Origin of the sequence: Mesobacillus foraminis, from assembly GCF_004340465.1 — a bacterium.
Taxonomy (GTDB): domain Bacteria; phylum Bacillota; class Bacilli; order Bacillales; family Cytobacillaceae; genus Mesobacillus_B; species Mesobacillus_B foraminis.
Window position 1 is genome coordinate 186,708 of sequence record NZ_SLVV01000010.1, and the last position, 22,795, is coordinate 209,502.

A 22,795-nucleotide genomic window follows, 5' to 3' on the forward strand; every position below is an offset into this window, starting at 1 on the left:
TTGATAATGAACCATTACAGCATCCGCAGATAGTCAATAAACGGACGAAAAACCTGTACACGAAAGGAACGTCGGGTATAGTGCCTGTGTAATTACTACATCATAAACGCTTAGAATCCAAATGTTTTTTAAAGAAATCTATAAATCTATGAAAAGGTAAAACAACTAAAAGAGTCTTTCCTATTAAATTATTTTGTAAGCGATTTCAAAGTTTTGTTGACAACTCATAAATTATCAGAATATAATCAAATTACAGATAGTTCAGTCACTGTACAAAGAATGTAAACCAAAGGGGGAAGCTCAGATGAAGAGAAGTATTGGGTGGCAAAAATTTTTACTGTTGGCCTTAAGTTTGCTGTTGCTAATTGGAGCAGCGGGGTGTAAGGCCAAGGATACGACGGCTGGTGAAGAAACGAAAGACGGAAAAACAAAACTCACGATCTGGTTATGGCCTGGGATGGGAATTGAAGATCAAATCAAACAATATGCAAAGGAAAATAATATTGAAGTTGATATTCAGCTTTCGGAATTTGCCGATGTACACAGCAATCTGACAACATCTCTTGCAGCCGGCAGCGGTGCACCCGATATTTCAGCGGTTGAGGTAAAAGGGATCGATAAAATGAAAGCGGCTCCAGATGCGTTCTATAATTTATATGACCTGGGTGCTGATGAACTTAAAGATAACTATTTAGATTGGAAATGGAAGCAAGCAGAAACACCTGATGGCAAAAACCTATTAGGAATTCCAACGGATATTGGTCCTCAGGCGCTTGCCTATCGCGTGGACCTGTTTGAACAGGCCGGGCTTCCGACAGACCGTGAAGAAGTTGCTAAAATGCTTCAAACATGGGATGACTACATCAAGGCTGGCGAGCAGATGAAAGAGAAAACCGGAAAAGCGATGATTGACTCTCCAAATGGAATCTATGCGGTCATCGAAGGCCAGGGAAATGAGAAATACTATGATGAAGACGGAAATGTGATTGTAAAAGATAACCCTCAAATCAAGAAAGCGTATGATTATGCCATGCAAACAATTGAGAAAGATCTGACGGCCGGATTCACTCAATTCGAAGGTGAATGGGGTTCCGGGATGGCAAACGGCGATTTCGCGACTGTACTGGCGCCTGCATGGATGCAGTTGAACATTATGAATAATGCCCCTGATACAAAAGGGAAGTGGGACATTACTTTATTGCCTGAAGGAGCAGGAAACTGGGGCGGATCGTTCCTGACGATTCCAAAAGAATCGAAGAATGCAGAAGAAGCCTACAAGTTAATCAAATGGGTGTTATCACCAGAACAGCAATTGGAAACGTTTAAGTCCAAAGGCCTGATGCCTTCCACTCCTGGCATTTATGAAGATGAAGCATTTACAAGCTATACAAGCGAATTCTTCAACAATGCCCCGACGGCTAAAATTTATGGCGAAGCGGCAAAGCAGGTAAAACCGATTGTGGAAGGTCCGGATTCCATTCAAATTGAAGAAATTATGGGAGATGCGGTGGAACGTGTCCGTGATGGCAAGGCGACTCCTGATAAAAGCTGGAAAACAGCTATGGACCAGCTGGAGCGTGAATTAAGCAGATAATCTTCTTGGACAAGCAGTAAGTTAGAGACTGGCTGAAGTTCAGTCTCTAACTTATTAGAATGTGAAAGGGGGAGTAAGGATGTCAACAAATGTAGGTGTCGAAAAAGGGAAGCAGTCCCTTGCTGTACCAAAACAAAAAAGGTTCACAAAGCAATCGACGAAGGATAATATTTCCGGCTATTTATACATCTCTCCGTTCTTTATCTTGTTTAGTATTTTCGGGGTTTTCCCGATTTTCTACACAGCTTATATCTCTTTCTTCAAATGGCCCATCCTGGGGGCAAAAGAGTTTGTCGGGATCCAAAACTATCAAATGCTCTTCACAGATCCAACGTTTTGGAAAGCACTTGGAAATACATTCAGCATTTGGGTCATCTCGACGATTCCTCAATTATTTTTAGCCCTTATCTTAGCTGTTATCTTAAATCAGGCATTTTTAAAAGGGAAACAGTTTTTCCGACTGGCAGCCTTTTTGCCGAATATCACTTCACTCGTGGCGGTGGCAATAATCTTCGATGCCATTTTTGGCGAGAAATACGGAATCCTTAATTATGCTCTCTCTGTTTTCGGACTGGATCCATTTAACTGGAAAGGCTCCTATTTTGGAACACATATTGCGATTGCCTCCATGGTCATGTGGAGATGGATGGGGTACAACGCCATTATCTATCTGGCGGCACTGCAAAGCATCCCAAAGGATTTATATGAAGCTGCGACGATCGACGGGGCAAGCAAAACCCAGCAATTCTTCAAAATCACCATTCCAATGATCCGTCCGATGATCATTTTCACCGTCATTCTTTCAACGATTGGCGGCATGCAGATTTTTACCGAACCTCTAATGTTCTCGGGTGGAGGCGGCGGTCCGTTAAAGCAGGGATTAACCTTGACCTTCTATTTATATGAAGAAGCTTTTGTGCGGAATTCCTTTGGATACGCTTCTGCGATTGCATGGGTGCTGTTCTTGATCATTATCCTTTTTTCGATCGTCAACCAATTCATTACCAGCCGCATTAAATCAGCAGATTAAGGAAGTGAGAAGATGAAAGAGGTAGGAGTAAAGTGGTACAGCCCTGGAAGGATTATCGTTTACGCGGTATTAGTCATTATGACCTTTTTATCCCTGTTTCCGTTCTATTGGATGTTAGTGATTGGCTCGAACCATACATCGGCCATCAATAAATTTCCGCCGGCAATGGTTCCTGGCGGCAGTTTTATCGAAAATGCCCAAAAAGTTTTCAGCAATATCGATTTCTTTGCTGCAATCGGAAACTCTGTGATTGCATCAACGGCCATTACCGTCACCGTCCTATTCTTTAGTTCCCTGTCAGGCTTTGCGTTTGCAAAGCTGCATTTTAAAGGCAGGAAATTCTGGTTTCTCTTTGTTCTTGCTACCATGATGGTGCCCGCGCAGCTGGGAATCATCCCTCAATATATGATCATGAGCAAGCTGGGATGGATTAACAGCCTGAATGCGGTTGTAATTCCAAGCATGGTAAGTGCTTTCGGCGTCTTCTGGATGAGGCAGTATATCTCCGCAACCATTCCTGACGAGTTAATCGATGCAGGCAGAATCGACGGCTGTTCCAACTTCCGTTTATATTGGAGCATTACGCTGCCATCGATTCGCCCGGCTTTGGCGACCTTAGGCCTGATCACCTTCATGGGTGTCTGGAATGACTTCCTGTGGCCATTAGTCGTACTAAAAGAGCGGAGTGTACAGACGATTCAAATTGCATTAAGGACATTGAACGGGGCTTATTATACGGACTATGCGATGATTTTAAACGGGACATTTCTGGCGACGCTGCCCATTCTGATCGTTTTCCTTCTGTTCAGCAAACAATTTATTGCCGGATTGACGGAAGGTTCGATAAAATAGTCAATTTTGCACCTGATCTAACAGGCTAAGATCACAAGTGTTGCATCAGGTGCAGCTTACCGCCCTTAAGACATTGATCACTGCGTTCCATTACAGGACTTTAAGGTCTGTTGCTCAATATCGGCAGGACCTTTCCTGCGTTTTACCAAATCTAATCAAGAGTCCTGTGTACATAGAACATTTTTGGCCGTGTCCGAAAACCTGACAGGCTGAACGGCGTGAACCATTGCGTTTGAAAGCTGCAGTGTTTACGACCATAGCAAATAAAAAATAGATTAGGAGAGGGGACCTTTTTATGAAACTTGGAGTATTTTCTGTTTTATTTGGACAAAAACCTTTGGAGGAAGCATTGGACTATATTAAGGAAACAGGTCTGGATGCTGTGGAAATTGGCACCGGCGGATATCCGGGCAACGCTCACTGCGATGCGGCCGCGCTATTGGAAGATGAGGCAAGACTTGAGCGTTTTAAACAGGCATTTGAAAGCAGGGGGCTGGAAATCAGTGCCCTTAGCTGTCATGGCAATCCGCTCCACCCGAACCAGGAGGTGGCAGACCAGTTTCATTCGGATTTTCGTCATACCGTTTTGCTTGCCAGCAAGCTTGGTGTCAGCACGGTCATTACGTTTTCGGGGTGCCCTGGTGAATCAGAGCATTCTTTAAATCCAGTTTGGGTCACTTGTCCCTGGCCGGAAGAGCATTCCGACGTATTAAAATGGCAGTGGGAAGAAAAGGTGATTCCTTACTGGAAGGAACAGGATCAATTTTTAAAAGAGAATGGAGTAAGAGTGGCGATTGAACCGCATCCCGGTTTTGTTGTTTACAATACAGAGACAATGCTCCGGCTGCGCAAGGAGTGCGGAACAAACATAGGGGTCAACTTTGATCCAAGTCATTTATTCTGGCAAAACATGGACCCGATTGTCGGCATAAAAGAACTGGCGAAAGCGGGGGCTTTATTCCATTTTCATGCAAAGGACACAGCCATCGATGTGCAAAATACGGCAGCAAACGGAGTGCTTGACACGAAAAGCTACCGCGATGAATTAAATCGTTCCTGGATTTTCCGAACAGTGGGGTACGGACATGGGGAAGAAACATGGCGAAAAATCATCTCAGCCTTGCAGACAGTCGGATATGACGGCGTCATCAGTATCGAACATGAAGACAGCCTGATGTCCGTAGAAGAAGGGTTCCAAAAAGCCGCTGCCTTCCTGAAGAAGGAATTGATCCGGGAAAAAGTAGGGGAAATCTGGTGGGCGTAAAGAAATAGGTAATACAGATTGAAACGGCAGGGTGCTAGTTTAGGAGAAAGTCATGGGTGCCATGAACCTGCCGTTTTTTTTGATACATAGAGAGTTCATGTCCTTAGTGTAATTTCATCAACCCGCCTGCAGAGTTAATGAGTGATGATTAGAAGCTTCAAGTTCCCATCCAAACCTTGAAAACAGACTATGAAACCAGGCTGTACTTCATGCTTTTGGGGACTGAGGGAGACTCAGAGTAAATAGCGGAGATTCTTTAGCCGGAGCAGGACCGGCCTTAAGTTCACCCGAGATTGAAAAAGAAAGCTTTTAGAAGGAGAGAAAAGTGATATGGAAAAGATCAAGATTGGAATCATTGGGTGCGGCAATATTAGCGGAATTTACCTCCAGTCTCCCAAGATTCTGGAGATATTGGACATCGTGGCTGTTGCCGATCTGGATTTGGAAAGAGCAAAGGCAAAGTCTGCAGAATACAACATTGCCAAAGCATACAGTGTGGAAGAACTGCTCGCGGACCCGGAGATTGAGATGGTGATCAATTTAACCATTCCAGGAGCACATGCCGAAATCTGCCTGGCAGCATTGGAAGCTGGGAAGCATGTGTATGTTGAGAAGCCACTGTCTATTAATCTGGATGATGGACGAAAACTAATGGAGGAAGCGGAGAAAAAGGGGCTTCGAGTGGGTTGTGCTCCCGATACTTTTTTAGGAGGCGGTCTTCAGACATGCCGGAAGCTTATCGATGATGGCTGGATAGGAGAACCGACGGCTGCAACGGCATTTATGATGAGCAATGGACCGGAGGGATGGCACCCTGACCCGGAATTCTTTTATAAAAAAGGCGGAGGTCCAATGTTTGATATGGGGCCTTATTACCTGACGGCGATGGTTCATTTGCTGGGACCAATCAGGCGCGTGACCGGTTCAACCAGGACGTCCCTCCCGGAAAGAACGATTTTAAGCCAGCCAAAATACAAGCAAAAAATCAGGGTGGAGACTCCCACTCATATTGCAGGTGTGCTTGACTTTGAAAGCGGAGCCATCGGGTCGATGATTACCAGTTTTGATGTATTCGGAGGCTCACAGCTTCCCCGCATTGAAGTGTATGGCACTCAGGGAACATTAGTGGTTCCAGATCCCAATACCTTCGGCGGCCCGATTTACCTGCGCCGTGGCGGTGAACAAAACTGGACAGAACTGCCGCTCACACATGGCTTTACAGAAAACAGCCGGGGCATTGGGGTCGCCGATATGGCTTATGCCATAAAAAACAACCGGTCACATCGGGCAAGCGGGGAACTCGCTTTTCATGTCCTTGAAGCCATGCATGCCTTTCATCTTTCTTCCGAAGAAGGCAGGCACTATGAAATGTTAAGCGGCTGTGAACGTCCAGCTCCGTTTCCGGTTGGAATCAACAAAAATTCAATGGAGCTTCTGGACTGATTTCCCCTAATTGTTTGTTCGGTGATCCTGCGATACGCTGGGGAAGGGAATTTAAACAGCTAGAAGAGATTATAAAATAGTGTACCGTTCATTAGAGCCGTTTGGACGGTAACATTGAATTCCAACGATACATGTAAAAACGTAAAAGAAAATCATCCAAATACTAGAATAGAATGGAAAAGAGAAAGCCTATCAAGGAAGCTTTCTCTTTTCTTTTATTGATATTATCCGATAAAAATGTGTGCCAATCGAAGTCTTTAAAACATATTGACAAAAAATTTAGAACATTCCTTTTTTAGATGACTATAAGGTTCAATATAGGGGTAAACATGAAAGAGAGCGACAGATTCCTTCCTTTTTTAAAAGCCAGGTTATTGCGTAATTTTTACTTGCTCTATTTTTAAAAAGGCTTTATTGCAGATGAAGAAAATGAAATAGGCACCAACGCTAAAAAGAAGGAAGAAGGTAACCGGCTGCCAGAGAAACGCGGCAATCATCAACATGAATATCCCCAGCAGCAGCAGTGTAAACGGCAAGTAACTGATGGACAGCAGGAACGAATTCTTCAGGATCCCTATCCAGTTCAATTGATAGTGGACCATCACCGGGAATAGATACACTGATGAAAACGTTGCCAATATAACTGTCAAAAATAAAATGGAGATTAATAGCGTTTTCCCAGTCGCACTAAGCTGACTAATGAGGGTAAAGTTAGCGTAGAGTAAACCAATGACCATGCTTAACAAGATTCCCAGAAAAAAGCTTTGTTTAAAGTTCTCTTTAAAACACCTGAAAAAAGATGTAAATACACTTGAATCCTTTTTCAAAACCCACTCCCGAACAACGCCAAACATGGCGGCGGTTGATGGGAAAATAGTGATGACTGGCAGGCACATAATCAGCCACAGAAGGTTGAGCAGGAAAAAGTTCGAGATAAGTTCAAGGACGATATAAAAGTTGCTTCTATCCAGTTTCATTCAAATCACCACCGTTTAAATTAATTTGCAAGAATATTATTATATTTTAAAAAATAACATAGATAGTTCAAAAATGGAAGATTCCCTTTCCTAAAGAACTGCTTATTATATATGTTTTGCTCGCAGGGCCGTGTGATAACTGAATGAGAGCCACAGCGGTGCACGAAAGATTTGCATGAGGACAGCGAAACGAAAAGGAGAGACTGCAGAATGTAGAATAAAATTTTTTATAAAAGATGGCGATGTTAAAAAGGGTTCCCATGTTCTGGCCTAGAATATATAACAGTATGGAATAAGATCATACGTGTCGGCCGGATGGATGAGAACAGAAGCACAGACGATCATGTAAGCGCTAAACTGGCAGCGTGGAATTCGAACTACTTAGTTCGGGTGATGGATAAACGAACGTACATAATGGATAAAGGACAGAGTAAATAGGAAATGATTGGCAGGACTAAGGCGACTTTGAATCGGCCGTTCATTTGGGTTTGGGCGAAGGTAAGAGTGAGGTATGGATGATCCGCACAAAAAAACCTGGCAAAAAATCGATCATGCTTGTCAGGAAAGGAGAAATCAACGTTGATGCCAAGGGGGACAGTTTTATATCTAAGTATTTTTCTATTTTTCTTCCATTCTTCAGTCACGATCATTAGCTCGTTTCTCCCGGTCTATTTCCAGGATAAAGAACTGACTGGCACTCAAATCGGCTGGCTAATGGCAATCGGCCCGTTTACCTCGCTTTTTGCCCAGCCATTTTGGGGCTATATGAGCGATAAATATCAAACCGTAAAAAAAGTGCTTCTCCTCTGTTTAATCGGTTTAGTTACAGCAAGTATTCTTTTATTTCAAATGAACACATTTGCTTCCCTTATTGTTTTATGCGGTGTTTTCTTTTCCTTTATGGCGCCAATTGGAGCTCTGGGAGACAGTCTGGCACAAAAAGTATCCCAGCTTGCGGATACCTCGTTTGGACGTATCAGGATGTGGGGTTCCATCGGTTTTGCAGTTACATCCATAATCGGAGGATGGATCTTATTTCAGATTGGCATCGACCGTTTATTATACGTGTATCTTATCTTTGCGTTTGCCTCCCTCGTCATTGTCCTCAGGGTGTCTGATATTGAAAGTGCTGCAAAGCCTGTCAGTATAAGAGGGGCAGTAAAGGTGGTTTCACAGCCGAGCCTCCTATTATTCTTGTTTTTTATCCTGTTTATCACGATTCCGCACCGCGCGAATGATAGCTTCATAGGGCTTTATATTAAGGAACTTGGAGGCAGTGAGTCGCTGATTGGATCAGCATGGTTTGTGGGTGTCGCTGTCGAAGCATTCGTATTTTTACTAAGTGCCTACTGGATGCGTTGGTTCAGCGAAATTACTTTTATCATCATTGCTTCAGGATTGTATGGGTTGAGGTGGCTGTTATTTTCCGGTGCCGACAGTGCCATGGAGATAATTTACTATCAGGCTATGCATGGTGTTACGTTTGGCATCTTTTACTTATGTGCATTCCAATTTGTCACAAGGCTTGTTCCGGATGAATTTCGGGCAACCGGCCAGTTGTTTTTTATTTCCGTGTTTTTTGGACTCTCGGGTATTATCGGCTCGCTCGGTGGAGGGATCATCTTTGATCAATCCGGCGGCGAAGCGATGTATCGATTATCAAGCTTTGCCGCTTTCGCTGGATGTATCGGTTTCATTACATATGATGTTTACTTAAGGAAAAAGAAAAATGTGCCAGGCGGGGTACTTTACAAAAAAGGCATGTAGCTAGGAAGTGTTTATATGGGGATTCCTGCCGAACTGGAAAGACAAAAAAGTATTGGGTATTCAACCCTGCTGCGGTTTTTTATTCCGCTCAGTATTTCAGCAAGTCTGGTGACGATTTCCCATGTCATCATTAACAGCACACTGGCCAAGGCTTCAAATCCCGCGGCGGTGATTGCCAGCTATGCCATTGCCATGAGCCTGTTTGGTATTTTGGAGCGTATAGCTGTGATGCTCCGCCCAACATCGGCTGCCCTGGTGAAGGATAAAACGTCATTTCGCCAGATGTACATGATTACTTTTTATGTGTTATCAGCTATCTTTACTGTCAGTATACTTGTTGCTTTTACCCCCATTGGGGAGTGGGTTTTTTCCTCCCTGTTTAATGTGGAAGCATCGGTCATTGGCGCTACCGTGGATACTTATAAGGTCCTGCTGTTCGTTACTATCTTTTCGGGAACTCGCTGTTTGTTCCATGGGATTATTATTTCGCATTTCCGGACAAAGTGGCTGACGATTGGCATGGTGGTGCGGCTGTTGTTTATGGTAGGGGCTGCGGCCATTTTTATCTCACAGGATATGGTGGATCATGGTTCCATCGGGGCTTATATCTTTCTCATTGGAATGGCCATAGAAGCGCTTGTCAGCTTATTGGAAGGGATGCATGTGGTCAGGCAGCTTCCGGAGAAAAAGCAGGGGCATCGCATAGAGAAAAAACGCCAGATCTTTAAATTTTACTGGCCGCTGATGGCAGCCTCCCTGATTGCCGTCATCATCGGGCCGGCTGTCAATATTGTTTTAGGCTGGAGCAGGGAAGCGGAGACGGCCATTGCTGCCTATTCCATCGCGCTCTCGATTACGCATTTATTTTTAAGCTTTACCTCCTATATCCATCAGGTCGTCTTAAATTTCTATAAAAGCAGCAGCAAGCTCGTGACCCGATTTGTTTTGCTGTTCAGCAATCTGCCGGTTTTAGTGCTGCTGGTCATGGCCTACTCGCCTGTTGGAATTTGGTTTCTCCGCACCATCATGGGAGTTTCAGGAGAGCTTTTGGATGAGAGCTTAACGGCTTTAAGGTTTTTTATTTGGCTGGCCATATTCTTTCCCTGGCTTGATTTTGTCAATGGATTGCTGATGGTCAGAGGGGAGACAAGGATCATGTCCTTTTCCCAGGCCGGGAATGTAGCTGCAACGATTTCATGCCTGCTGCTCCTGATTACCTTTTCCCCGGAAAAGGGAGGAATGATCGGGGCATTTTCACAGTCGTTTGGCGTCATGGTGGAGCTGTCAATCGTTTCGTTATACCTCTATGTTGCCTCACGAAGGAAACGGAACACGCTGACGGACAGGAGTCATCATCTATTCACCAAACGGATGGACAAATAATTGAATTAGTGACAAAGGAGGATTGGAATCATGGAAAAGGCTTTGCACATGAAAAGAATAGAATTGGGAGTTTGCTATTATCCTGAGCACTGGCCAGAAGAATTATGGGAAGACGATTTTAAGAGAATGAAGGATTTGGGTTTCTCGATCATCCGGATGGCCGAATTTGCATGGACGATCTTTGAGCCGGAGGAAGGACGTTTTTCCTTCGACTTTTTTGACTCAGCAATCAATCTTGCGCACCAGCATGGACTGAAGGTTGTCCTTGGAACGCCGACTGCCACTCCACCTGCATGGCTGACGCATCGATATCCCGAAGTATTGAATGTCTCACAGGCGGGTACTCCATACCAGCATGGGATGAGACGGCATTACAACTATAATTCTCCTGTCTATCGGGAGCTTTCCGCGAGGATTACCCGTAAAATGGCAGAGCACTACAAGGACCATCCAGCAGTGATTGGCTGGCAGATTGATAATGAACTAAACTGCGAGATCAATGTTTTTTACTCGGAGGCTGACCATCAGGCATTCCGCACCTGGCTTCAACAGAAATATGGGACCCTCGATCAGCTTAACCAGGCATGGGGAGCGGTCTTCTGGAACCAGACATACACGGATTGGGAGCAGGTTCATTTAACACGTCCGACGGTCAGTGATTCGCCAAATCCTCATCAGGCGCTGGATGAAAAGCGATTTATCTCGGACAGCGCGATTTCGTTTGCGGCCCTGCAGGCAGAGATTCTCAGGGAGACCGCCCCAAATCAATGGGTCACGACAAATGGCCTGTTCGGTCATTTGGACAGCCATAAAATGACGGATGAACTGCTGGATTTCTTCGCGTACGATTCTTATCCTAATTTCAGTACGATCTATCCGGATAAGGGGGACAAGCCTCTTCTTGACCGAAAGTGGAGCTGGAATCTGAGCGCGGTAAGGAGCATTTCCCCGACATTTGCGGTGTTTGAACAACAATCAGGCCCTGGAGGATGGGTCAATCGAATGGAACAGCCGGCTCCCAAGCCGGGACAAATGCGATTATGGACATACCAGTCGATTGCCCACGGGGCCGACATGGTGCTGTATTTCCGCTGGAGAACGGCGAACATCGGGACAGAAATCTATTGGCACGGAATTAATGATTATCACAACAAGCCAAACCGCAGGGTAGAAGAAGCGAGAAAAATCGGAAAAGAGCTGAACAGCATTGGGGAAAGGTTAGCTGAGTCCCGCTATAAAGCCCAGGCTGCCATTGTCAGAGATTACGATAATGAGTGGGACGGCGAGCTTGATCATTGGCACGGCCCTCTTACACAGGAGAGCACGATGGCCTGGGTAAAAGCGTTCCAGTACCAGCATATACCGGCAGATGCACTGTATATCCGGCCGGACATGAAGGCAGAGGAATTATTGAAATATAAGCTGCTCGTGTACCCGCATGCAGCCATTTTAACTCAAGGTACGGCGGCTTTACTTTCAGAGTATGTTCAAAAGGGAGGAAGACTGATCCTCGGGGCCCGCACCGGCTATAAAAATGAGCATGGACACTGCAATATGGCGCCGTTTCCCGGTCCTGTAAGCGAAATTTGCGGGGTCAGCGTCGAAGATTTTACAAGGGTTGGCCCTTATGAAGAGGCACCCGGAATCAGACTGGAAGGATCAGAAGGGGGGAGGATAAGTGCCGGCCAATTTAATGAAGTATTAAAAGCGGAAAGCGGACAAGCCGAAATTCTTGCTGTTTATGAGGGCAGTTATTTCTCGGGAAAACCCGCATTGGTGAAGAATCCGTATGGGGAAGGTTTTGCTTATTATTATGGAGGAGTATTTAATCTGCAACTGGCTGAAGAGCTGTTAAAAGAGTCGGGGCTCTCCAAACCGGTGGATTGGGTCAAAGTGCCGGAGACAGTGGAGCTGGCTGTCCGAGAACATCAAAACGGGAGCACGTTTGTCTTTCTGCTTAATTTTGATCATTCTCCTCAGGAAATTAAAGTGGAGAAAGAGGCGAAAAATCTTCTGAACGGAAAGATCGTATCAGGAAGCATGACCATGAATCCGTTTGATGTATTGATCCTGGAATAAAAAGGAGGAGCAAAATGGGAAAAAAACTGCGTTTTGGTGTGTTGGGCTGTGCGAATATTGCCGTTAAGGCTGTTATTCCTGCCTTAAAAAAATCGGAGATGTGTGAAGTAGTGGCAATCGCAAGCCGGGGAATCGAAAAAGCCGAGAGGACCGCGGCTGAACTTGGAATTGAGCGTGCCTATGGGAGCTATGAGGAACTTCTTTCAGATCCTGAAGTGGATGCCGTCTATATTCCGCTGCCCAATCACCTTCATAAAGAGTGGACGATCAAATCAGCGCAGGCTGGAAAGCACGTCTTATGTGAAAAACCTCTGGCATTAAATCAGGAAGAAGCGGCAGAGATGGTCCAGGCATGCCGGGAAGCCGGTGTAAAATTAGCCGAAGCTTTTATGTACCGCCATCACCCTCGTTATGCCCGGGTAAAAGAAATTATGGACTCCGGTGAAATTGGCACCATACGCGCCGTACATGGATCGTTTACCTTTAATAACGCTGGAGATACAGACAACGTCCGTTATCGTGCCGACTGGGGAGGCGGTTCGATTTACGATGTAGGCTGCTATCCGATCAGTGCAGCACGATTTTTGCTGGGGCAGGAGCCTGAAGCAGCGACCGTCCAGGCCTTTTTCTCCCCTGAACACGACCATGTCGATATGATGGCATCAGGGCTGATCGAATTTCCAAACCAGGTCGGTCTAACCTTTACTTGCGGAATGTGGGCCGAGTTTCAAAACTCTCTGCAAGTCCTGGGAAGCGAAGGGCGGATCGACATCTCATCTGCTTTTATCGCTGGCTCTGCTGAGGAAGCTTCTTTTACCGTAACGGTGAAAGGGGAAAAACGAACCGAGGAAAGTCCCGCTGTTAATCAATATAGTATTCAGGGTGATCTGTTTGCCCGGAGTATTTTAGAGGATACCCCGCTTCGTTTCGAAAGTGAGGATGCCATTTTTAACATGAAGGTCATTGATGCCTGTCTGACTTCCGCAAAAGAAAAACAGCGTATCGTCCTGAGGCAGTCTCGATAAAGAGGAGGAGAAAACGATGAGGAAAATGAAGATTGATGGATTAAACCCAGCCTGCTCGCAAATTGTACTGGGTTCCATGATGTTTTCTCCGGCAAACATGAAACGGACCGGTGATTTGCTTGAAGCATTCGTGGAGGCCGGTGGAAATACTATTGATACGGCACATGTCTACAACAACGGCGACAGCGAACGGGCGCTGGGACTGTGGTTGAAAGAGAGAGGGAACCGGGAGGACATCATCATCCTGGATAAGGGGGCCCATCCTGACCGTAACGGACCCCGGGTAACTCCTCAAGATATTAAACAAGATCTTCATGAAAGCCTGGATCGTCTGCAGGTTGATTATATCGACATTTATATGCTGCATCGCGATGACCCGAGCGTACCTGTCAGCGTGATCATCGATGCTTTAAATGAACATAAACAAGCAGGTCTGATTCACTCATTGGGTGTTTCCAACTGGACAAATGAGCGAATTGAGGAAGCCAATCAATACGCATCAGAAAACGGTTTGGCGGGGTTCGTGGTAAACAGCCCCAATTTAAGCCTGGCAAAGCCGAATGAACCGAGATGGGCTGGCTGCATTTCAGTCGACCAGGAGAGCCTGAACTGGCATGAGAAACATCAATTTCCGCTGTTTTCCTGGTCCTCTCAGGCTGGCGGCTTTTTCTCAGGCCGTTTTTCTCCAGACAAAAAAGATGATCCGGAAGCCGTCCGTGTTTATTATTCTGAAGACAATTGGGAGCGCTTCCGCAGGGCGCAGAAACTTGCTGGCGAAAAAGGGGTTACGGCCATTGAGGTTGCTTTAGCCTACGTCCTGCATCAGCCTTTCCCAACTTGTGCGATTATTGGCCCCAACACAGTGGAGGAGCTGCACTCAAGCCTCAAAGCCCTTGACCTGCCGCTGACGGCGGGGGAAGTCAATTGGCTCGATTTAAAAGAAGAAAGCTTGGTCAGGTAAAGGTTCAGTGAATCAGAACTGGCTTTTGGATGATTATGATTTCATGAAAATAGCATTTAAGCTGTTAAACAATTTGAGGAGGATTTAAAGATGAATTACCGAAAACTGGGAAGAACAGGATTAAAAGTGAGCGAAATCAGTTTGGGAAGCTGGCTTACATACGGCAATTCCACTGAAAGGGAAACAGCCGTGAAAACGATTGACAAGGCCTATGAGCTTGGAATCAATTCCTTCGATACGGCAAATGTATATGCAACTGGCGAGTCCGAAAAAATTGTCGGCGAGGCGCTGGGCAAGTATCCGCGCGAATCCTACGTGCTTGCCACCAAAGTATTCTGGCCAATGGGAGAAGGCCCGAATGACCGGGGGCTCTCAAGGAAGCATGTGTTTGAACAGCTGCATGCAAGCTTAAAGCGCCTGAACCAGGAGTATGTGGATATTTATTATTGCCATCGCTACGATCCGGAAACACCGATTGATGAAACCCTTCGAACCATTGACGACATGCTCCGCCAAGGGAAAATCCTTTATGCAGGAGTCAGCGAATGGACGGCACAGCAGATCCAGGAGGCCCTCCAGACCGCTGACCGCTATTTGCTCGACCGTATTGTGGTCAATCAGCCCCAATACAATATGTTCCACCGCTACATTGAAAAAGAGGTCATTCCTGTCAGCGAACAAAATGGAATCAGCCAAATCGTGTTCTCTCCGCTTGCACAGGGGGTGCTGACAGGAAAGTACAAGCGCGGAAGCCAGCTGCCAGAAGGAAGCCGGGCATTGGACCCATCATCAAATATGTACATGGGAAATCTTTTAAAAGATGAGGTTTTAATCAAAGTAGAACAGCTGGAAAAGGTAGCGAAGGAACTGGATATCAAGCTATCCCAGCTGGCAATCGCCTGGATTCTCCGCCAGCCGAATGTGGCCTCTGCCCTCATTGGAGCAAGCAAGCCGGAACAGGTCGAAGAAAACGTGAAGGCGGCGGGAGTCAAATTAACGGATGAAGTCGCTGTTAAAATCGAGGAAATTCTGGCTTAAGGAGAGAAATAGATGAAAAAGGTCGTTGTTACCGGAGGAAGCGGGCTTCTTGGCCCGTGGGTGATCAAGGAATTTTTAAATCATGGCTACGAGGTCGTAAATGCCGATGTAAAACATCCTAACGAACCCCTATGCAAAACAATTATTACGGATTTGCAAAATCTTGGTGAGGTGTACGGGGTACTCGCCGGGGCGGATGCAGTGGTCCATCTGGCGGCCATTCCAGTTGCTTATTCCCATCCAAATGAAGTGACCTTTCAAAATAATGTCATGTCCAACTATCATATTTTGGAAGCTGCCGGAAATCTTGGAATTAAAAAAGCCGTCATCACATCAAGTGAATCGTCGTATGGCATTGTGTTTTCAAAACAGGGTTTAGCTCCTCAATATGTACCGATCGATGAAGAGCACCCACAGCTGCCAGAGGACAGCTACGGTTTATCAAAAATTGTGAATGAGCAAAATGCCGAAATGATTCACCGCAGGACAGGAATGCAAGTTGTATCGTTAAGACTTGGAAATGTGATAACGCCTGAGATGTATCAAAACTTCCCCGGCTTCATTCATGATCCTGAGCAAAGAAAAACCATTCTCTGGAGTTATATCGATGCCCGTGATGCTGCGGCGGCATATCGCTTAGCAGTGGAAGCGGACGAGCTGGGGTCCGTAGCATTAAATATCGCAGCGAATGAAACCAGCATGGATATCCCGAGCAAAGAGCTAATGGAAAAGGTATACCCCGAGGTGACCGATTTCCGGATTAACCTGACAGGGTTTGAGTCATTGCTGAGCAGCGAAAAAGCGAAGAAACTGTTAAACTGGGAACCGATCCATTCCTGGAGACAGTATGTAAAAATCCCTATTTCCTGATAGGCAGCGATAACGGGCAAATACGGTTTAGCCGTATTTGCCTTGTTTATTGGAATCCCCCTTGATACGTTCAGGGCGGTACACGTGTGGATCTTATGTTTAGTCTTCATCATCCCCTAGATGAAGGCACTATTGGCGAGCGTGCTTCTGCGATTGGGTCTTCATCCCCCAGATGAAGACCATTTTGGAGAAAGTGCTTCTGCGATTGGGCCTTCATCACCTGGATGAAGGCCATTTTGGCGTCTGTGCTTCTGCGATTTGGCTTTCATCGCCTGGATGAAGACCAATTTGGCGAGCGTGCTTCTGCGGTTGGGCCTTCATCACATGGATGAAGGCCATGTTGGCGAAAGTGCTTCTGCGATTGGGCCTTCATCACCTGGATGAAGGCCGTATTGGCGAGCGTGCTGCTGCGGTTGGGCCTTCATCACCTGGATGAAAACCATTTTGCCGAATGCGCTTCTTCCCTTGGGTCTTCATCAAGACCAGTTTAACGAGTGTGATAATTCAATATCATCTTCATCCGCTCAATGAGACCGATTTTGACAATCGCCTTCCTCGGTTCCGCCGTCTCCCCTGAAATGATGGGAATTCACCAGATCCCTTGCAAGATGGCCGGTACAAAAAAGGAAAAAATCACCTTTTCAAGAATATATGAAGAGAGGGCCTTTCCCTTATAAATGAGAGGAGGAGTTTGATCATGTCAAAGAAAATATTGCTTTTAGCCGGGGATGCTGTGGAGGCGCTGGAGATTTATTACCCATATTTTCGCTGTCTGGAAGAGGGGTTTGATGTCCGGATTGCAGCTCCTTCAAAGAAAAAGCTTCAGACGGTCATCCATGATTTTATCGGCTGGGATACTTACACTGAAAGCAAAGGGTATTTAATTGAATCGCAAATCGCTTTCGAGGACGTGAACCCGGAGGAGTATGATGGGCTGATTATCCCGGGGGGAAGAGCACCGGAGTATATTCGCCTTAATGAGAATGTGCCAAGGATTATTGCCCACTTTTTTGAGGCGAATAAACCGGTAGGGGCGATTTGCCATGCAGCGCAGGTTTTAACCACTGTCCGGCAGTATCTGGAGGGCCGTGAACTGACCGCCTACATTGCCTGCAAGCCTGATGTAGAAATTTCCGGAGCTACCTACATTGAAAATCATCTCCACGTCGAAGGCAATCTGGTCTCTGGCCACGCCTGGCCGGATTTGCCTGGTTTCATGAAGGAATTTATTAAAAAAATCAATCAGTAGAACTTTAAAAAAGGAATCAGATCGGGCAGCTGATTCCTTTTTTTATGGCGTATTTTGTAAATGCTGTATACCCACATCCAGCTATTAGGAATAAGTTTCTGCTAATCAGGAATAAAAGAGCCTTAATCAGGAATAACAGCACCTGTCCTTCCCTCGCTCCTGTTACATTTTCAAAACAAGGGAAGAGTCGATTTCCTCAATGGATTTTCTGCCGCATATAGCCATCTGGAGCTCGGTTTCGGCAATCAGATTCTCGGCTACTGCTTTGACGCCTGCTTCCCCGGCTACTGCAAGCCCATAGATATAAGGCCTTCCAACTAAAACGGCCGACGCTCCCAGCGCTAAAGCTTTGAGGACATCAGCACCGCGCCTTATTCCGCTGTCCAGCAGGACGGGGATCTTATGCTCAATAGCTTCACAGACAGATGGCAATGCTTCCAATGTTGCAATGGCCCCATCGAGCTGGCGTCCTCCATGATTCGAAACGACTATACCCGCAGCCCCGTGCTCAGCTGCTAAAAGGGCATCATCTGGGTGTGTCACGCCTTTAAGCAGGACAGGAAGTTCAGTCTGCTGGGTTATGTACTCCAGGTCCTTCCATGAGAAGCAGGTGTTGTTTCCCTCGGCTAAAGCCTTTTGGCAAGCTGCCTTCAAATCTTCTTCGGGGCGCTGATCAAGGATGGACAGGAAGACGGGATCGGAAAAGTAATTCCCCATGCCCTGACCAGTTAGAAACGGTAAAAAAGCGTTCCTCAAATCCTGCTCTCTCCATCCCAGAAGTGTGGAATCAATGGTCACCACAATGGCTGAAAACCCTGCCGTTTCCGCTCGTTTTAAAAAGCTTTTCGTAAGCTCTCTGTCTTTGGGAGGATACAGCTGAAACCACCTTGGAGAATCACCCATTACCTCTGCAATCTTTTCCATTGGGACAGTAGAAACATTGCTTAAAATGTAGGGCATTCCCAGTGAGGCAGCAGCCTTAGCTGCAGGAACCTCGGCCTCGCAATGAACAATGGAATTGACCCCAATAGGTGCAAATAAAATCGGTACGGGGTACTTATTCCCGAACAATGAAATTTCCATGCTGCGCTTTGTAGTATCACGGCAGATTCTCGGACGGATCCGGTATCGTTTAAAGGCATCTTCGTTTGCTTTCATGGTATCCCCGGCCCCAGCAGCACCGTTGACGTAGCCAAATGGGCCGGCAGCAAGGATTTCCTTTGCTTTTTCTTCCCATTCGGTATATGAGACAGGCAACATTTTTGCTCTGTTATCAGGATCTTGATAAAAACCCATTTGTATTTGTTCGCAATCCTTCATCAAACGATCCCTCACTGTCTATTTTTTATTCGCGATTCATAGTGTATCCATATTGATGGGTTTAATCGGTATTTTGTTAATTTCCTTTATTTAATCGTATCCTATTGGTATCCATTCTTATAAAAAAAGAGCATGATCCATTAATAGGATTCATGCTCTTTTTCAGTGTTCTCACCCTTGTTTTACCAGCTGGGATTCCTTTAAAAATGCTTTTAAAATGGCATCCTTCATATCATATTGAAGATTTCCGGATAAACCGTCAGCTGCCAGGATATCCGTTTCCTTTCCTTTGAGGTAGCCGACATAATATGGAACATACAGCAGGAAAGGGGAGTTTACCTGTAATTTAATGCTGCTCCGTTTTTTCTCTTTTTTAAAGGCTTCTTCATATACGAGATCGTAGGCGTGTTTTTCCTTTATTTCCTCCCCGACGGGCAGCAGGGGAAGAGTTGTGCTGTCTGCCTCAAAGGTTTCCTGTCCCAGAGGCAGGATAGCGGCCTGTTTTTCGTACGTTTCAATCCCAACGAATCCCTGTATTTCTCCTCTAAGCGACTTGCTTTCCAAAGTGTAGGGAAACACAGAGTAAGGCAAGTACACTAATTCGATTGAATAAAGCTTCTTCCTGTAAAAAAACCATTTTGACAGCCAGGTCTGCAAGTGATTTTGCATATTTTTCTCCGCCGTTTCCACTAGAACCTCAGGTTTCAAATACTGTACCTTCATCGTTTCAGCTCCATTTAATAATTCATTTGCAGCAAGATCAGGAGACCAATGGTCAGCAGAAAATAACCAATAAGGATATATGGCCATTTCTTCATGCTGCCTGCTTCCTGATCAGTGACCCTGTCAGCTGTCTTGGCCCGTTCATCCAGCACCTCATTCAGCTTTGGTGATTTCCAGTTAAATGTATAATCCTCAAGTTGTTCTGCAGCAGGTTTCTTGGACAGGAGGCTTGCCAGATAGCCCGCGATAACTGAGACGACAGCGCCGAAAAAGTTGTTATAAAGCCAAGAGATATCCGCCAGGCGGTCAATGGCAAGAACGGCAGCCATACCGGCAATTATGCCGATAAAAGCACCAAAACCATTGGCCCTTCTTGAGAAAATCGCTAGGATGAAGACGCCAAGAAGGGAACCGTAAAAATAGGAGCCAATCTGGTTGATTACTTCAATTAATGGGCCTAAATTTCCCGCAAAAAAGGCGAAGACCATGGCATAGATTCCCCAGAAGACCGTGGCCCAGCGCGATGCTTTTAAATAATGCTCCTCGGAGGCATCTTTTTTAAAATATTTCTTATAGATGTCCTGGATGGAAACGGCCGATAAAGAGTTTAAAGCCGAATCCAGGCTGGACATTGCCCCTGAAAACACCCCGGCGATAATCAGCCCGGAAATTCCCGCCGGAAGCTCATTTACAATGAATCGTGGAAATAACTCGTTAATATCATCATATTGCGGTGCCCCTGTATGACTGTAAAAGGCGTAAAGCATGACGCCGATAAAGAGGAATAACAGCATTTGCGGCACCATTAAAAACCCTGTAAAGATCAGGGAGTATTTACTTTCCGAGACAGACTTGCTGGTTAATACCCGCTGAATCTGGCTTTGGTCCACCCCAAAATAGGCTGCATGGAGGAAGAAACCACCAATGATTCCGGCCCAGATGCTGTATTCGACACTTGGATCAAATGAAAAGTTAAAAGCATCAAGCAATTGCGCTTCAGAACCAACCCTGAGGATCTCGCCCCAACCGCCGGGTACTTCGGTAAATATGGCAACCGCACTAATAATCGCACCCAGCCAGAGGACAAACATCTGGATGACATCCGTCCAGATCACGGCAGAAATTCCGCCCATTACCGTATATCCAATGGACAGAACAGCCATTAAGACAATCGTTAAATTGGTATCCCATCCGGTAATCACGGAAAGGACAAGGGCGGGGGCAAACAGCGTAATCCCCGTTGCAAGACCCCTGGAGATTAAAAATAAAACACCGGTCAGGGTTCGCGTTTTCCTGTCAAATCTCCTTTCAAGATATTCGTACGCTGTATAAACACTTGTCCGATAAAAGAAAGGAACAATCGTAACAATTAAAAAGGCCATGACAAGAGGGACATTGATAAAGGTCGTGATTCTTTCCAGTCCCCCTTCATAGCCCCAGCCCGGTGTGCCTATAAACGTAATGGCTCCGGCCTGAGTGGCCATGACCGAAATCCCGATTGACCACCAGGGGATTTTTCTTCCCCCAAGAAAATAGTCCTTGGTTGAGCTCTGGTTCCTGCCCACAAAAAATCCAAGAATGGCGACACCAAGTAAGTAAAAGACTAAAATTCCATAATCAAGAGCGGTGAAATTCCCCAACAAAACCATCCTTTCTGTGAAATTTGATCTAAAATTCAGATTCCCTTTGCAGGAAGGCGGTAAACAAGAAAGCAAGTTATAGGGTTTCGTTGCAGGTAAGGATTGTTTCTCTTAAGGAATTTTTCACAGACAAACAAAACAAGCACCCCAAAAATTGCCGGGTGCTTGCTTTGTCATATTGTCTTTTTAAGAGCAGTACTGAGGCTGCTTAGAAACGGAACATTCAGCTTGGACGGGTGGCCGTTGAGGTAAAAAGCATGGTTAGGTTTGATGCCGATGATGCTTGGCGAAATCCCCATGAGCTGAAGCTCGTTTATTATGGACACAAAGGCGGCAACTCCTGCTTCGGTAAGATTCCGGACACCGTTAAAGTCAAATAACAGGTAGTCATAATGGCCGTCCTGGGTTTTATTCAGGATTCTCTCTTCATTCTGCCGGATCATCCCGTCATCTAGATCACCGAAAAGGGGAACCAATGCGGTTGTTTTGGTCAGTTTGATAAAAGGGCAGGACAGGCTTTTAATCTCATAAAGATTTTGTTCGACCTGCTCTTTTTTTTCTAAAAGTTCAAGGTTGGTTTCTGCGAGCCGGAGCCGATGTTTTTCTACGATATTCTCAAGCTCGGCAAGACGATGGTCCTTTTCGATGCAGAGGATATGGCCATCCCCGCTGTTCCAGTTGATGCTGACATCAAAAAGAGCATAAGGCGATTCCTTCGTTTTCATAATGAGTTCGCTCTCTTTAGTTCCTTCCTTCAACGCCAGGAAATGTGCGGCTTTTCTTCTGCTCTCCCAGTCCACCAAATCCAGGAAATTAGGAGCTGTTTCAAACACCTCGTAGCTTTTATCCGAAGCCGCAAGAATCTCAAAGTTCCTATTAAGCATAAAATAGGGCTGCGGCAAAAATTTAATATCCGACACTAGACTTCACTCCAGGAGGATGACGTTCAAGCCATTTTTGCACGTCTTCCAGATTATTCATAAAAATGGTCCGATTCGTGCCGTGGCGTGAAAAATCGTATTTTTCGACCAGCCGGCCGCCAACAATGACGGTCGGCCGGTTTGGCAATTTCTCAAGCCCTCCAATATACGGGCCAAGGTGTTCGGCGTGATAAAGAATCGAAAAGGACAGGCAAATCACGTCGGGCTTCCATTCTTCCGCTGCTTTCTTTACGGATTCAAGCGGAAGGTTGGGACCGTGGAACCTCGTGTCCCAGCCTGCTTCACTGAACAGCTGGGAGGTCATTTTTAAACCAAGGTAATGCTGTTCACTTTCGACACAGAGAAACATGGCTTTTTTTGCAGAAACAGACTTTTGGCCCTTTTTCTTTTCAAAAAGGTACCGGGCCAGCAAAAAATCACTGGTCGAAGTAGCAAGGTGTTCGTCAGCAACCGAGATTTCATTTGTTTCCCATAAATAACCAATATGTCTCATCGCACCAGTAATCACAGATTCATAGATATAGAGGCTGTTTTTGCCGGACTTGCTGATCTCGTCAACCAATCTCCATGCGGCATCCTGATCCCCCTCGAGAAGGAGCAGGGACAGTGCTTTTCCGTATTCCTGCAAAACTTTCACCT

At 45.8% G+C, this 22,795-nt stretch carries 19 protein-coding genes; 13 read left to right on the plus strand and 6 right to left on the minus strand.

The genetic code is table 11. The features are described 5' to 3' along the window. Positions 1-304 precede the first annotated feature (304 nt). The 5 genes from EV146_RS19045 to EV146_RS19065 all read left to right on the plus strand — a co-directional run bounded on the left by EV146_RS19045 (position 305) and on the right by EV146_RS19065 (position 6,183). Complete coding sequence (locus EV146_RS19045) at positions 305-1,594, plus strand: ABC transporter substrate-binding protein (RefSeq protein ID WP_132009555.1); 1,290 nt, start codon at positions 305-307, stop codon at positions 1,592-1,594. Positions 1,595-1,673: 79 nt separating this feature from the next. Further along, positions 1,674-2,624 carry a carbohydrate ABC transporter permease gene (locus tag EV146_RS19050; RefSeq protein ID WP_132009558.1) on the plus strand — a complete coding sequence of 317 codons (951 nt, stop codon included), beginning with the start codon at positions 1,674-1,676 and terminating at the stop codon, positions 2,622-2,624. Between the two features lie 12 nt (positions 2,625-2,636). Then, positions 2,637-3,476 (plus strand): carbohydrate ABC transporter permease, encoded by an 840-nt coding sequence (locus tag EV146_RS19055; RefSeq protein WP_132009561.1) that lies wholly within the window; start codon positions 2,637-2,639, stop codon positions 3,474-3,476. Positions 3,477-3,771: 295 nt separating this feature from the next. Continuing rightward, entirely contained in the window at positions 3,772-4,740 is a 969-nt protein-coding gene (locus EV146_RS19060; RefSeq protein WP_132009564.1) for a sugar phosphate isomerase/epimerase family protein, read from the plus strand. 330 nt (positions 4,741-5,070) lie between these two features. After that, positions 5,071-6,183 carry a Gfo/Idh/MocA family protein gene (locus tag EV146_RS19065; protein ID WP_132009567.1) on the plus strand — a complete coding sequence of 371 codons (1,113 nt, stop codon included), beginning with the start codon at positions 5,071-5,073 and terminating at the stop codon, positions 6,181-6,183. A gap of 371 nt (positions 6,184-6,554) precedes the next feature. Here the strand turns inward: EV146_RS19065 and EV146_RS19070 are convergent, their stop codons facing one another. Beyond that, positions 6,555-7,160 carry a YesL family protein gene (locus EV146_RS19070; RefSeq protein ID WP_132009570.1) on the minus strand — a complete coding sequence of 202 codons (606 nt, stop codon included), beginning with the start codon at positions 7,158-7,160 and terminating at the stop codon, positions 6,555-6,557. A gap of 582 nt (positions 7,161-7,742) precedes the next feature. Here EV146_RS19070 and EV146_RS19075 point away from each other — a divergent pair. The 8 genes from EV146_RS19075 to EV146_RS19110 all read left to right on the plus strand — a co-directional run bounded on the left by EV146_RS19075 (position 7,743) and on the right by EV146_RS19110 (position 17,532). Beyond that, positions 7,743-8,927, plus strand: coding sequence for an MFS transporter (locus tag EV146_RS19075; RefSeq protein WP_241993974.1), 1,185 nt, complete (start codon positions 7,743-7,745; stop codon positions 8,925-8,927). 15 nt (positions 8,928-8,942) lie between these two features. Beyond that, on the plus strand, positions 8,943-10,310 hold the full coding sequence (locus EV146_RS19080; protein ID WP_181215935.1) for a multi antimicrobial extrusion protein MatE: 1,368 nt from the start codon (positions 8,943-8,945) through the stop codon (positions 10,308-10,310). 30 nt (positions 10,311-10,340) lie between these two features. After that, positions 10,341-12,389 carry a beta-galactosidase gene (locus EV146_RS19085; protein ID WP_132009576.1) on the plus strand — a complete coding sequence of 683 codons (2,049 nt, stop codon included), beginning with the start codon at positions 10,341-10,343 and terminating at the stop codon, positions 12,387-12,389. Between the two features lie 14 nt (positions 12,390-12,403). Further along, positions 12,404-13,414: a Gfo/Idh/MocA family protein gene (locus EV146_RS19090; protein WP_132009579.1), complete on the plus strand. Its 1,011-nt coding sequence runs from the start codon at positions 12,404-12,406 to the stop codon at positions 13,412-13,414. Positions 13,415-13,430: 16 nt separating this feature from the next. Beyond that, positions 13,431-14,375, plus strand: a complete 945-nt coding sequence (locus EV146_RS19095; RefSeq protein WP_132009582.1) for an aldo/keto reductase — start codon at positions 13,431-13,433, stop codon at positions 14,373-14,375. Positions 14,376-14,465: 90 nt separating this feature from the next. Further along, on the plus strand, positions 14,466-15,413 hold the full coding sequence (locus EV146_RS19100) for an aldo/keto reductase family protein (RefSeq protein ID WP_132009585.1): 948 nt from the start codon (positions 14,466-14,468) through the stop codon (positions 15,411-15,413). Between the two features lie 12 nt (positions 15,414-15,425). After that, entirely contained in the window at positions 15,426-16,283 is an 858-nt protein-coding gene (locus EV146_RS19105; RefSeq protein WP_132009588.1) for an NAD-dependent epimerase/dehydratase family protein, read from the plus strand. Between the two features lie 697 nt (positions 16,284-16,980). Further along, positions 16,981-17,532 carry a DJ-1/PfpI family protein gene (locus tag EV146_RS19110; RefSeq protein WP_132009591.1) on the plus strand — a complete coding sequence of 184 codons (552 nt, stop codon included), beginning with the start codon at positions 16,981-16,983 and terminating at the stop codon, positions 17,530-17,532. Between the two features lie 162 nt (positions 17,533-17,694). Here EV146_RS19110 and EV146_RS19115 read toward each other — a convergent pair whose 3' ends face one another. The 5 genes from EV146_RS19115 to EV146_RS19135 form a co-directional block, all read right to left on the minus strand. Beyond that, positions 17,695-18,828, minus strand: coding sequence for an alpha-hydroxy-acid oxidizing protein (locus tag EV146_RS19115; protein ID WP_338419221.1), 1,134 nt, complete (start codon positions 18,826-18,828; stop codon positions 17,695-17,697). A gap of 195 nt (positions 18,829-19,023) precedes the next feature. Then, positions 19,024-19,575 (minus strand): hypothetical protein, encoded by a 552-nt coding sequence (locus EV146_RS19120; RefSeq protein WP_132009597.1) that lies wholly within the window; start codon positions 19,573-19,575, stop codon positions 19,024-19,026. Positions 19,576-19,589: 14 nt separating this feature from the next. Then, positions 19,590-21,215 carry a sodium:solute symporter family protein gene (locus EV146_RS19125; protein WP_199232695.1) on the minus strand — a complete coding sequence of 542 codons (1,626 nt, stop codon included), beginning with the start codon at positions 21,213-21,215 and terminating at the stop codon, positions 19,590-19,592. 173 nt (positions 21,216-21,388) lie between these two features. Continuing rightward, positions 21,389-22,135: an STAS domain-containing protein gene (locus EV146_RS19130; RefSeq protein WP_132009603.1), complete on the minus strand. Its 747-nt coding sequence runs from the start codon at positions 22,133-22,135 to the stop codon at positions 21,389-21,391. After that, the gene (locus EV146_RS19135) at positions 22,122-22,793 is read right to left on the minus strand and encodes a cobalamin B12-binding domain-containing protein (protein WP_241993966.1); all 672 of its coding nucleotides are present in this window, start codon (positions 22,791-22,793) and stop codon (positions 22,122-22,124) included. Before EV146_RS19135 ends, EV146_RS19130 begins: the two co-directional genes overlap by 14 nt. Positions 22,794-22,795 lie beyond the last annotated feature (2 nt).

Coding starts and splice junctions, on each gene's coding strand:
- EV146_RS19080 (WP_181215935.1), top strand. CDS start 8,943: ATGGGGATTCCTGCCGAACTGGAAAGACAAAAAAGTATTGGGTATTCA.
- EV146_RS19060 (WP_132009564.1), top strand. CDS start 3,772: ATGAAACTTGGAGTATTTTCTGTTTTATTTGGACAAAAACCTTTGGAG.
- EV146_RS19050 (WP_132009558.1), top strand. CDS start 1,674: ATGTCAACAAATGTAGGTGTCGAAAAAGGGAAGCAGTCCCTTGCTGTA.
- EV146_RS19115 (WP_338419221.1), bottom strand. CDS start 18,828: ATGGGTTTTTATCAAGATCCTGATAACAGAGCAAAAATGTTGCCTGTC.
- EV146_RS19105 (WP_132009588.1), top strand. CDS start 15,426: ATGAAAAAGGTCGTTGTTACCGGAGGAAGCGGGCTTCTTGGCCCGTGG.
- EV146_RS19045 (WP_132009555.1), top strand. CDS start 305: ATGAAGAGAAGTATTGGGTGGCAAAAATTTTTACTGTTGGCCTTAAGT.
- EV146_RS19055 (WP_132009561.1), top strand. CDS start 2,637: ATGAAAGAGGTAGGAGTAAAGTGGTACAGCCCTGGAAGGATTATCGTT.
- EV146_RS19095 (WP_132009582.1), top strand. CDS start 13,431: ATGAGGAAAATGAAGATTGATGGATTAAACCCAGCCTGCTCGCAAATT.
- EV146_RS19085 (WP_132009576.1), top strand. CDS start 10,341: ATGGAAAAGGCTTTGCACATGAAAAGAATAGAATTGGGAGTTTGCTAT.
- EV146_RS19070 (WP_132009570.1), bottom strand. CDS start 7,160: ATGAAACTGGATAGAAGCAACTTTTATATCGTCCTTGAACTTATCTCG.
- EV146_RS19090 (WP_132009579.1), top strand. CDS start 12,404: ATGGGAAAAAAACTGCGTTTTGGTGTGTTGGGCTGTGCGAATATTGCC.
- EV146_RS19075 (WP_241993974.1), top strand. CDS start 7,743: ATGCCAAGGGGGACAGTTTTATATCTAAGTATTTTTCTATTTTTCTTC.
- EV146_RS19120 (WP_132009597.1), bottom strand. CDS start 19,575: ATGAAGGTACAGTATTTGAAACCTGAGGTTCTAGTGGAAACGGCGGAG.
- EV146_RS19110 (WP_132009591.1), top strand. CDS start 16,981: ATGTCAAAGAAAATATTGCTTTTAGCCGGGGATGCTGTGGAGGCGCTG.
- EV146_RS19100 (WP_132009585.1), top strand. CDS start 14,466: ATGAATTACCGAAAACTGGGAAGAACAGGATTAAAAGTGAGCGAAATC.
- EV146_RS19065 (WP_132009567.1), top strand. CDS start 5,071: ATGGAAAAGATCAAGATTGGAATCATTGGGTGCGGCAATATTAGCGGA.